The 10,873-nt window shown below is 60.9% G+C and carries 12 protein-coding genes and 2 pseudogenes; 9 read left to right on the top strand and 5 right to left on the bottom strand.

Annotation, left to right across the window (positions count from 1 at the left end):
• From E0F99_RS26060 to E0F99_RS26030, 7 genes are all read left to right on the top strand, one after another.
• A partial coding sequence (locus tag E0F99_RS26060) for a TOBE domain-containing protein (RefSeq protein WP_130909006.1) occupies positions 1–258 on the top strand: 258 nt, incomplete at its 5' end.
• The gene (locus tag E0F99_RS26055; RefSeq protein ID WP_083358728.1) at positions 255–1,100 is read left to right on the top strand and encodes an ABC transporter permease; all 846 of its coding nucleotides are present in this window, start codon (positions 255–257) and stop codon (positions 1,098–1,100) included. The genes E0F99_RS26060 and E0F99_RS26055, both read left to right, overlap by 4 nt.
• A 4-nt stretch (positions 1,101–1,104) precedes the next feature.
• Positions 1,105–1,899 (top strand): ABC transporter permease, encoded by a 795-nt coding sequence (locus E0F99_RS26050; RefSeq protein WP_053256614.1) that lies wholly within the window; start codon positions 1,105–1,107, stop codon positions 1,897–1,899.
• Positions 1,899–2,189, top strand: a complete 291-nt coding sequence (locus tag E0F99_RS26045; protein ID WP_083358729.1) for a (2Fe-2S)-binding protein — start codon at positions 1,899–1,901, stop codon at positions 2,187–2,189. Before E0F99_RS26050 ends, E0F99_RS26045 begins: the two co-directional genes overlap by 1 nt.
• Positions 2,186–3,529: an FAD/NAD(P)-dependent oxidoreductase gene (locus E0F99_RS26040; RefSeq protein ID WP_083358730.1), complete on the top strand. Its 1,344-nt coding sequence runs from the start codon at positions 2,186–2,188 to the stop codon at positions 3,527–3,529. Before E0F99_RS26045 ends, E0F99_RS26040 begins: the two co-directional genes overlap by 4 nt.
• Positions 3,526–4,623, top strand: a complete 1,098-nt coding sequence (locus E0F99_RS26035) for an NAD(P)/FAD-dependent oxidoreductase (protein ID WP_083358731.1) — start codon at positions 3,526–3,528, stop codon at positions 4,621–4,623. The genes E0F99_RS26040 and E0F99_RS26035 overlap by 4 nt, the downstream gene beginning before the upstream one ends.
• A 14-nt stretch (positions 4,624–4,637) precedes the next feature.
• Positions 4,638–5,669, top strand: coding sequence for an ABC transporter substrate-binding protein (locus tag E0F99_RS26030; RefSeq protein ID WP_083358732.1), 1,032 nt, complete (start codon positions 4,638–4,640; stop codon positions 5,667–5,669).
• Between the two features lie 48 nt (positions 5,670–5,717).
• Here the strand turns inward: E0F99_RS26030 and E0F99_RS26025 are convergent, their stop codons facing one another.
• Both E0F99_RS26025 and E0F99_RS26020 read right to left on the bottom strand, forming a co-directional pair.
• A complete protein-coding gene (locus tag E0F99_RS26025) occupies positions 5,718–6,050 on the bottom strand; it encodes a hypothetical protein (protein WP_130909005.1) in 333 nt (110 codons plus the stop codon).
• 16 nt (positions 6,051–6,066) lie between these two features.
• Positions 6,067–6,375: pseudogene (locus E0F99_RS26020) on the bottom strand (NAD synthetase); the annotation flags it as partial.
• Positions 6,376–6,491: 116 nt separating this feature from the next.
• On the opposite strand from E0F99_RS26020, the pseudogene E0F99_RS26015 reads away from it, so the two are divergent.
• Positions 6,492–6,842 (top strand): annotated as a pseudogene (locus tag E0F99_RS26015) (Hcp family type VI secretion system effector); the annotation flags it as partial.
• Here the strand turns inward: E0F99_RS26015 and nadE are convergent.
• The 3 genes from nadE to E0F99_RS26000 are packed head-to-tail and all read right to left on the bottom strand — an operon-like array spanning position 6,832 to position 9,558.
• Entirely contained in the window at positions 6,832–7,650 is an 819-nt protein-coding gene (gene nadE, locus E0F99_RS26010) for an ammonia-dependent NAD(+) synthetase (RefSeq protein ID WP_083358735.1), read from the bottom strand. The pseudogene E0F99_RS26015 and the gene nadE overlap by 11 nt on opposite strands.
• A gap of 1 nt (position 7,651) precedes the next feature.
• On the bottom strand, positions 7,652–8,899 hold the full coding sequence (gene pncB, locus E0F99_RS26005; RefSeq protein ID WP_083358736.1) for a nicotinate phosphoribosyltransferase: 1,248 nt from the start codon (positions 8,897–8,899) through the stop codon (positions 7,652–7,654).
• Positions 8,900–8,910: 11 nt separating this feature from the next.
• Positions 8,911–9,558 carry a nicotinamidase gene (locus E0F99_RS26000; RefSeq protein WP_083358737.1) on the bottom strand — a complete coding sequence of 216 codons (648 nt, stop codon included), beginning with the start codon at positions 9,556–9,558 and terminating at the stop codon, positions 8,911–8,913.
• Positions 9,559–9,704: 146 nt separating this feature from the next.
• Here E0F99_RS26000 and E0F99_RS25995 point away from each other — a divergent pair, with 146 nt between their 5' ends.
• Complete coding sequence (locus E0F99_RS25995; RefSeq protein ID WP_083358738.1) at positions 9,705–10,397, top strand: NUDIX hydrolase; 693 nt, start codon at positions 9,705–9,707, stop codon at positions 10,395–10,397.
• Positions 10,398–10,873 lie beyond the last annotated feature (476 nt).

Raw genomic sequence — 10,873 nt, 5'->3', positions numbered from 1 at the left:
GACGGCGAACTGACCCTGAGCCTGCGCCCGGAAAAAGTCACCTTGGTGGACGCCGGCAGCGGGCGCGTGCAAGGCAAAGTGCTCGACAGCTACTTCTTCGGCAGCCAATGGCTGTACCGCATCCACACCACCCTCGGCGAAATCACCGTGGTGCGCAGCAACGACGGCAGCGCGCCGCTCGGTTGCGGCGCAGCCGTGGGCCTGGACTGGCACGCCGGCTTGCTGCGCGTGTTGGCGGTGGATGAGGTGCACGCATGAGTCGGGGTTATCTATTGTCATTGCCGGCCCTGGCGCTGTTTACCGGGCTGTTGATTCTGCCGCTGGTAATGACCCTGGTGCTGTCGTTCAACGTGTTCGACTACCAAGTGGGCGTGAAGGCGGATGAATGGACCTTGGCGCATTACCTGTCGCTGTTCAGTGATTCTTACTTCTACGAGATCTTCTGGCGCACCTTCTGGATCAGCGCGCTGGTGACCTTGCTGTGCGTGGTGATCGGCGTGCCCGAGGCCTACATCCTCAGCCGCATGGGCACGCCGTGGCGTTCGATCTTCCTGATTCTGATCCTCACGCCGCTGTTGATTTCGGTGGTGGTGCGCGCCTTTGGCTGGAGCCTGCTGCTCGGCGCCGACGGGCTGGTGAACCAAGTGATCCAGGCCCTCGGCGGGCGTCCGGTAAAACTGTTGTACACGCCGTTTGCGGTGATCATCGCGCTGGTGCACGTGATGCTGCCGTTCATGATTATTCCGGTGTGGACCTCGCTGCAAAAGCTCGACCCGTCGGCAGAACAGGCGGCACTGTCGCTGGGCGCGAGCCAGGCCACGGTGATGCGCAAGATCGTGTTGCCGCAAGTCATGCCTGGCGTGTTATCCGGCACCTTGATTGTGTTCGGCCTGGCCGCCAGCTCGTTTGCGATCCCCGGCCTGCTCGGCGGGCGCCGCCTGAAAATGGTCGCCACGGTGGTGTACGACCAGTACCTCTCGGAACTCAACTGGCCCATGGGCGCGACCATCGCGGTGGTGCTGCTGTTGGTCAACCTGCTGATCATGCTGAGCTGGAACCGCCTGGTCGAAAGCCGCTACAAAAAGTCCCTGGGGGTTTAAGCGCATGTCCAGAAACGGTCCTTTGGCCCTCGGCTTTCATGGTTTGGTGGTGCTGTTCATGATGGCGCCGCTGGTGGTGGTGTGCCTGGTGGCCTTCACCCCGGAAAACACCTTGAGCCTGCCCACCTCGGGCTTCTCCCTGCGCTGGTTTCGCGCAGTATTCGAGCGTGCCGACTTTATCCAGGCGTTCTATAACAGCCTGATCCTGGCGTTTACCGCCGCCACGTTGGCGACACTGATCGCAGTGCCGGCGGCCTTGGCGATCAGCCGTTATCAATTCCCGGGGCGTAACTTTTTCAGTGCGTTGTTCCTGTCGCCGATCATCATCCCGCACTTGGTGCTGGGCGTGGCGATGCTGCGTTTGTTTGCGCTGATGGGCGTGAATGGCAGCTTCACCTGGCTGATGCTCGCCCACGTGGTGATCATCACCCCATATGTGCTGCGCTTGGTGTTGGCGGCGGCGATTGGCATTGACCGCAGTGCTGAACAGGCGGCGGAGTCGCTGGGTGCGAGCCGCTTTACGCTGTTTCGCCAGATCACCTTGCCGATGATTTTACCCGGCGTGGCTGGCGGCTGGTTGCTGGCGTTCATCAACAGTTTCGATGAAGTGACCCTGTCGATCTTCGTCAGCTCGCCAGCCACGCAAACCCTGCCGGTGCGTATGTACGTGTACGCCACCGAGTCTATCGACCCAATGATGGCAGCCGTGTCGGCGCTGGTGATTGCGTTGACCGCAGCCACCATGATTCTGCTCGACCGGGTCTACGGCCTGGACCGCGTGCTGGTGGGGAAACATTGATGGCGTTATTCAAACGACTGGCCGAAACCCAGCGCCCTGCCCTGGCCTTTACCCTCGACGGCCAACCGGCCACCGGTTTGCTCGGCGACACCCTGCTAACCGCCGTACTGACCTGCGCCGAGCACCTGCGCGGCAGCGATTTCAGCGCCGAACGCCGCGCCGGCTTCTGCCTGATGGGCGCCTGCCAGGATTGCTGGGTAAAGCTTGAAGATGGGCGCCGCGTGCGGGCCTGCTCGACGTTATTGGAAGAAGGCCTGGTAGTCAGCCGCGACCCGGGGCGCCACGCATGAAGCCAATCGTGATTGTGGGCGCAGGCCCGGCGGGGATCAGCGCGGCGCGCACCCTGCTCGAGCATGGCATCAAGGCTTGTCTGGTGGATGAAAGCCTACGCGGCGGCGGGCAGATTTATCGGCGCCAACCGGCCAACTTTCAGCGCTCGGCCAAACACCTGTATGGCTTTGAAGCCAGCAAGGCCGAGGCCGCGCACCGCACAATGGATGAACTGGCGCGTTTGATAGATTACCGCCCCGAAACCCTGGTGTGGAACGCCGAGGACGGTCGCCTGGACCTGTTGAATAACGGCCGCGCCGAGAACCTTGAGTACGCGCAGATCATCGTCGCCACCGGCGCCACCGACCGTATCTTGCCGGTGCCGGGCTGGACCTTGCCCGGCGTCTATAGCTTGGGCGCGGCGCAAATCGCCTTGAAGTATCAAGGCTGCGCCATCGGTGAGCGCGTGGCGTTTTGCGGCAGCGGGCCGTTGCTGTACTTGGTGGCTTACCAATACGCCAAGGCTGGAGCCAAGGTGGTCGCGGTGCTCGACAGCGCCCCGTTCAGCGCCCAATGCCGCGCCTTGCCTGCATTGCTCGGGCAACCTGCGACCTTGGCCAAGGGCTTGTATTACCGCGCCTGGCTGACTGCCCACGGCATTCCTGTACATCAGGGCGTAACACTCACGCAGATCGACGGCGAACAACGGGTCAAAGGCATTCGTTGGGGCGAGCACACGTTGGAATGCGATGCCGTGGCCTTCGCCCATGCCTTGCGCAGCGAGACGCAACTGGCGGACTTACTCGGCTGCGAATTTGCCTGGAACAGCTTGAACCGCGCCTGGTTGCCGGAACGCGACAGCGCCGGGCGCAGCAGCGTCCATGGCGTTTATTTAGCCGGCGACGGTGCCGGGATCATGGGCGCGGATGCCGCGCAGATGGCCGGTGAGCGCGCGGCATTGGCGGTGCTGGAGGACTGCGGCATAGCTATCGACCCTCGCCACGCGGCGGTGCTGGAGCAAAAACTGGCAGGCATTCAGCGCTTTCGCCATGGCCTGGAAACCGCCTTCCCCTTTCCTGAACGGTGGGCCGCGCAGGCGCCAAACGAGCTGATGCTGTGCCGCTGCGAAGAAGTCAGCGTCGGCGAGGTGCGCGCAGTGGTGGATGAAGGCCACTGGGAAATTAATCGGGTCAAAGCCCACTGCCGCGTCGGCATGGGCCGCTGCCAAGGCCGTATGTGCGCGCTGGCGGCAGCGGAAATCGTGGCCGAACGCAGTGGGCGCGGGATTGAACACGTCGGCCGCCTGCGTGGCCAGGCACCGATCAAGCCGCTGCCGTTTGGTGTAGAGGTGCAGGCATGATCGACGTGATCGTACTGGGCGCCGGCATCGTCGGCGCTTCGGCAGCCTTGATGCTGGCGCAAAAAGGTCAGCGCGTGGCGTTAGTGGAGCGGGACTTTTGCGGCTCGCATTCCAGTGGTGTGAACTACGGCGGCGTGCGCCGCCAAGGGCGGCCGTTGCACCAGTTGCCATTGTCGCAGCGCTCCCATCAGCTGTGGGCCGACTTACCGGGGTTGATCGGCATCGACGGCGAGTACGTGCGCTCCGGGCATTTGAAGCTGGCGCGCAGTCATGCGGATTTTGCCGCGCTGCAGGCGTACGCCGAGCAAACCCGTGGCTTTGGCCTGGGCTTGCAGCTGTTGGACTACGCCCAATTACGTGCAAGGTTCCCTTGGGTGGGCGATATCGCGGTCGGCGCGTCGTTGTGCCCTGAAGACGGCCACGCCAACCCGCGCCTGGTCTCGCCCGCCTTCGCCCGTGCAGCGCAGCGCCTCGGCGCCTCGGTTTACGAGCAGGCCGAAGTGATTCAACTCGAGCACGACGGCCAGCAGTTCCAGGTGCACTGCGCCAACGGCCTGCACCTGCAAGCACCGTGGCTGCTCAACTGCGCCGGTGCCTGGGCCGGGACCGTCGCCGCGCAGTTTGGCGAAGCCGTGCCGATGACCTCGGCGCACCCGGCGATGCTGGTGACCGAGCCGCTGCCGGTGGTGATGAACGTGAGTACCGGCGTCGAAGGCGGCGGGATTTACGCACGCCAGATCGCCCGCGGCAATTGCATCCTCGGCGGCGGCCGTGGCTTTGCGCTGAGCCCGCTGACGGCGCGTCCGGGGCAAGCGGCGGTGTTGGAGATTTTGCGCAACGCCGGCGAGCTGTACCCGTTTCTTAAAGGTGCCCAGGCAATACGTACCTGGAGCGGCACCGAAGGTTACTTACCCGATCACGAACCGGTGATCGGCCCCAGCAGCACCCAACCTGGCCTGCTCCACGGTTTCGGCTTTGCCGGCGCCGGGTTCCAGCTCGGCCCCGCAGTCGGCGAAGCCCTGGCAGAGATCGTCTGCAGCGGGGCCAGCCGCCACCCCATCGAAGCGTTTTCCATTCGTCGTTTCCAAGCCTGAGAGGAAAAACATCCATGAACCCACGTATCGCGCTGTCCTGCTTGACCCTCGCCTTGCTCGCCTCCACCGCCCATGCCGCCCCCACGCTCTACCTGGGCATGAACGGTGGCACCATGGAACGGGTGTACGCCGACAAGGTGCTGCCCGCGTTCGAGAAGGCCAATAACGTCAAGGTGGTGATCGTGCCCGGCACCTCGTCGGATATCCTCGCCAAGGTCCAGGCCAACAAAGACAACCCACAGATGCACGTGATGTTTCTGGACGACGGCATCATGTACCGCGCCATCTCCATGGGCCTGTGCGACAAACTCGCGCCGAGCGCGCCCTTGGAGCAGATCCCGGCCAAGGCCAAGATCAAGGATCAAGCCGTGGCCGTGACCCTGGGCGTCACCGGCCTGGGTTACAACGCCAAGATGTTCAAGGAAAAAGGCTGGGCCGCGCCTACCTCGTGGATGGACCTGGCCGATCCTCGATTCAAAGACAAGGTGGTGTTCCAGTCCCTGGCCTCCTCCACCTTCGGCCTGCACGGCTTTTTGATGTTCAACCGAATCCAGGGCGGCTCTGAAACAGACGTGGAGCCGGGCTTCAAGGCCTGGCCAAAAACCATCGGCCCCAACGTACTGGAATACATCGCCAGCTCGGCGAAGATCTCCGAGATGGTGCAGACCGACGAAGCCGCGATCTTCCCCCTCACCCCGACCCAGGTCACCACGCAAAAACTGCTGGGTATCCCGATGGAATATGCACAACCCAAGGAAGGCGCGGTGGTACTGAACGTGGCCGAATGCGTGATCGCGCGTAATGACCAGCCGGAGTTGGCGCAGAAACTCGCAGCCTTCTTGCTGACCGCGCAAACCCAGGCGCCGGCACTGGAAGAAGGCGACCAGATCCCGTCGAACCCGACCACGCCCACCACCGACAAAACCCGCGCGCGGGTGGAGGCGATGCAAGGTTACTTGCAGACGGCGATTTCGATTGATTGGGATCAGGTGAATCAGGCGCGGCCGGAGTGGAACGCGCGGTGGAGTCGCTCGATTGAGCGGTAGCGCTTCATAGCCCCGCCTGGCGCCGAGTTCTTCGGCGCTGGGTGCGGATTATTCTGCTGATGCGCTGGCGTTTTTGCCGCAGTTTACCCATTCGTTGCGAGCTTCACGGTGGCGTTTGCTGTTGAGCAGGAGCAGGGCCAGCAGCGGGAACAGAATGCCTAATACATAGAATACTTTGTGAGGGCGATATTCGATGGTGGGTAAAACGCCTAGTAAGCACAAGAACATAATGACCACTGGAATCCATATCCAGGCGGGATAACCGCGGACGAGCATGAGGTTACAGTGCGCAATTATCAAAGCGGAACCCACAGTTGAAAAGAAGGAGTATCTGAGGCTCTCGCCAATTGGAAGTGCATAAAAATAACTGTCAAACATCATGGGGATGCCAATCCCCAACCGCCTCGAACACCAGTTGCGACTCTCGTGGCTCATGCTCCCACCGCCGGACAAAATCCAACCGCGCCATCGACGCTGGCATTTCCCGCAAAATCACGCGCTTGGGCAACACGCTGCAAATCGGCTGAAACTCGCGCAACGTCACCGGCCACAACTGCGAGTCGAGATACACCACTCCAGCCCCGGCAATCGCCGGGGCGGCATCAATGGCGGCAAACAGTCGACGTAAGTCAATGCTGCTTTCTACTCGCTCACGGGTGGTGCGATGGGCGCTGGGGAAACCGTCCTTGAATACACTGGAAGCCATTCCTTTACTCCTGATTTCACAAGAGCGCAGAGCGTGTCCGGCAAGAATATCGGAAAGTTTCCTTTTTCTAGACAGCCGCTTCCTGTTGTCAGCTTGGAGCCTTGTGGACAATCGTAGGAATAGGAAAAGTCAATATGACCAATAGCGTTGTCGAAAAGTCTTTGGATAAATCCACACCCAACTTGATGATGGCCTGCGCAACCGGCAAGCACTATTCGCAAGCACAGATCGTGGTACGCAAGGCTGGAGGCGACAGCAATGTGGAGTATCTGGTGATTACCTTAAAAGAAGTCATCGTTGCCTCCTATGAGACGCGCGCAGCAACAACCACTGACGTATTGACGGAGGAAATCAGCCTTAACTTTGCCAAGGTTGACGTCAACTACCAGCCGCAGAAAGCCGATGGCGACAAGGAGGGCGGGCCTGTCCGGTTCGGCTGGAACATTCGCGAAAATCTCAATATGTAGGCGCCATCGGCAACGCGCGTTTGTGCGCTGTCTTGCTGTAGGCCCCCTCCACAATCGCCCGCACCCGCTCACTCACCGGCTCGCCCATCAGGTACGCGTCAATCTCGTCATAAGAGCAGCCGTAGGCATGTTCGTCCAGCTTGCCCGGCGCCAGTTCTTCGAGGTCGGCGGTGGGGTGCTTGTGCACCAGATTCGAGGGTGCGCCAAGCGCGCTGGCCAGCCAGCGTACCTGGGTTTTGGTCAGGCCCGACAGCGGTGCCAAGTCGCAGGCACCGTCGCCGAACTTGGTGAAAAAACCCATCAACGCTTCGGCGCCATGGTCGGTGCCGACCACCAGGCCGTTATGCAGGTTGGCCACGGCGTACTGCGCGATCATCCGCGTGCGCGCCTTGACGTTGCCCTTGACGAAATCGACCTGTACAGCGCTGGCTTCAGTGGCCGTGAGGCTGACTATCAGGCCGTCGACGCTGGCGGCGATGTTCAGCGTATCGATGTGGTCCGGCGTGATGAAATTCAGGGACGCCTGGGCGTCGCTTTCATCAGCCTGGGTTTTATAAGGCAGGCGCATGGCGATAAAACGCGCGGCGTAATCTTCGGCACGCAACTGCTCCACGGCCAACTGACACAGACGGCCAGCCGTCAGGGAATCGACACCGCCACTGATGCCCAGCACCAAGGCCTGGCAGCCGGAGCCGCGCAAGGTGGTTTTGATGAAGTCGATGCGCCGCTGAATCTCCTGGGGCTCGCCGCCCTTGACCAGCTCGCGGTCGATATTCAGTTCCTGCGCGATACGTTCTTGAGTTTGCATGTCACACCTCTTTGTTGGCTGCATTGAGCTGTGGGAGCGGGCCCCCGCCCACAGAAAACACCTTCGCCGCATACTGCAAAAACGAAGCGTCTTCGCAGACGTTCTTGATCGGATCATCGGAAAACTTCACCACCGGCTCGCCGTGCACCCGCACCAGCTTCATGACGATGCTCAGCGGTTCTACGCCGTCCACATCACACGCCAGGCTGGTGCCCATGCCGAAACCAAACTTGGCCTTGCCGCGCACGTGCCGCAGGATCGGCAGGCATTTTTCGAAGTTCAGGCCGTCGGAGAACATCAGGTCCTTGGTCATCGGGTCGATGCCCAATTCTGTGTAGCGGGCCAGGACTTTGTCGGCCCAGGCGATAGGGTCACCGGAGTCCTGGCGCAGACCGTCGTAGAGCTTGGCGAAGTACAGGTCGAAGTCTTTGAGGAAAAAGTCGGTACTGATGCAATCGGTCAGGGCGATGCCGAGGCGGCCACGGTATTCACGCACCCAGTTTTCCAACGCAGCATTCTGGCTCTCGCGCAGGCGCCCCACTTGCTGGTGCACCATCAGCCATTGGTGGGCCATGGTGCCGATCAGCGGCAGGTCGAACTCATAGGCCAAATGTGCGTTGCTGGTGCCGATGAACTGGCCGGGGAAGTCGCGGCGCATGATATCGATAACTTCACGCTGAGCCTTGAACGACAGGCGCCGGCGTGTCGAGAAGTCAGAAACACGCAGGTCGGCCAGTTCGTCGCGGCTGAGGTTTTTCTCCAGCCAGTCGAACTTCTGGTAGAGCTTGCGGGTGACGTCTTCCAAGGTCACGTCGGGGTACTTGTCGCGGTTGCGCAGTTCGCTGACCAAGGCCAGCACCGGCTGCTCGAACATGATGCAGTGCAGCATCGGGCCGACCACGCGGATGTTCAGTTGGCCGTCGACTTCGCTGACGTGGATATAACGCAAGTTGAAACGGAACAGGCCAAGGAAGCGCTCGTAATCCGGGGTCAGGTACTCGCGAAAGCGTGGGTTGAACAGAAAGCGCAATTCGCCTTCACGCATCTGCAGGCTGGCGAGTTTTTCCAGCTCGTCGCGCAGCTGCGGGATCAAGTGGCCGAGTTTTTCCTTGGCGCGGACGATGAAGTTGTACTCCACGTCGACATTCGGGTGCTGGTGCAGCACCGCCTGCATCATGGTGAAGGTGTAGTAGTCGGTGTCGAGCAAGCCCTGGATCACTGGGGATTCGTAGTCGTAGGCACTTTCCATGGTGTTTCTCCTTAACGCGTGGCCATCGCGGCCAGTTCTTCGCGGGTGCTGCTGATGCAGGCACCGGCGTTGAGCAACTCATTCACCGCCTGTACACCGCCCTCCTCGCTGATACTTCGGCAGGCCGGCAGGTGCAGCACCACTTCCAGGCCGGCGTTGAGCAATTGCAACGCGGTGGTCTTGACGCAGTAGTCCAGAGCCAGGCCACCGACGATCACACGGCGCACACCCTGGGCTTTCAGGTACTCGATGACGCCGGTGGACAACTTGTCGTGCAGGTCGTGGTAACAAGCACCGTAGGGGTGCAGGTCGGGTTCGACGCCTTTCCAGATGAAGTAGTCGTAGTCATACGGGGTCGGCAGTTCGTCCAGCAACGTAAACCCCTCGGTGCCCGGCACACAGTGGCTGACCCACGTGACATCGGCGTGGGCAAGGCCGGTGGGTTGCAGCATCTCGCTGTGCTGCGTAACCACCCATGGAGCGTGGGGGGTGTGCGCGTCTTTGCTGCCGACACGGTGGCCGGCCACGCTGGCCATGTAGTTGAGTTCGGAACCGATCTGGTCACCGCCCGCCACTGGCAATTCGTTGGGGCACAGTGGCGTAAAGCTCTTCTGGGCGTCGACGTCGAACGAAGCGATGGCGGTTTTCGAGAGGGTCATGGTGGTTCTCCGGTGGCCTGAAAGCAAAAGTACACGTCATGTACTTTCATTGCAAGAAACATTCACTTATCTATGCTAGAGCAAGTACATGACATAGCTGTTCGATCCGTTAGACTGTGCCCCACCGCTGTTCAGAAGGATTTCACATGCCACTTAGCGCCTACCTCCACACCGTCGACCTGTGCGTGTTGTTCTACTGCCGCGCCTCGGGGGAATTGAAACTGCTGCTGAACAAGCGCGAAGCCGAGCCCTTCGCCGGGCATTGGGCGTTACCGGGCGTGGTGGTGAACGGCGGCGTGCAAGATCTGAGCCTCAAGGATGCGGTGGAACGCTTGCGGGCCAGCGACAAGGTGGGTTTTGAACTGGCCTGGAGTGAGCAAGTCGGCACGGTGGGTGATGCGTTTCGCGACCCACGCTGCTGGTCGTCGTCCACCTACTACCTGGCGATCGTGGCCGAAGAAGTGGTTTTGAGTGAGCATCAGGCTTGGTTTTCGCTGAATGCGGTGGCCGATGGCAGTATAAAATTGCCGTTCGATCACAACCTGATCGTGGCGGCGGTGCAGGAACGACTGTTTTCCAAATCGCTGTACAGCAACTTGCCGCTGATGTTTTTGGGCGACGAATTCAGCGCGCCGCAAGCGACCACGATCTTTTCGCGGGTGCTGGCGCGGCCGGTGTTGAAGACCAGTATTCGTCAGCGTTTGCTGAAGCTGACTGAGGCGGGGTATTTGCGTGAAACGGGGCGCAAGAAGAACGGCGAAGGCGGCCGGCCCCAGGCGACGGTGGAGAACCTGAAGCCTGGGGAATTGTATTTCTTTGATCGCAGTTTTGCTGAGTGACTCGGTATCACCAACAATGGCGATTCAATGTGGGAGCTGGGTTGCCTGTGATAGCGGTCTGTCAGTTACAGCTTTGCGGTCTGACCCACCGCTCGGCACCTCGCTCACGCTTCGGTGTGCCCTCACGCAGGCTTTGGACCGTGGGCCGCCGCCATGGGCCATCCTTGGCCCATCGCGGCTAAACCGAGGTGCTTGCATCGCAGGCAAGCCAGCTCCCACAGAAAAGCAGAGCACTGCGGTGCTAGCAGCTAGACTCGGTCAAAATTGTGGGAGCGGGCTTGCTCGCGAAGGCGGTGGGTCAGTTAGACATGAGCTGACTGACCCACCGCATTCGCGAGCAAGCCCGCTCCCACAGTTGGATCTCGGTACATCAGACGGAGAGTGTGCTGCCGTGCTTTTGCTGTGCTTTTGCCCTGCTTTTGCTTCTACCACTCAGGTCGGCTACTCGGCACCCTTGCTCTTGCTTTTGTGCTTGT

Source organism: Pseudomonas antarctica (assembly GCF_900624995.1).
Classification (GTDB): Bacteria; Pseudomonadota; Gammaproteobacteria; order Pseudomonadales; family Pseudomonadaceae; genus Aquipseudomonas; species Aquipseudomonas antarctica.
The sequence above is the reverse complement of the archived record's forward strand: the minus strand, read 5'-3'. Positions and strand labels throughout refer to the sequence as shown.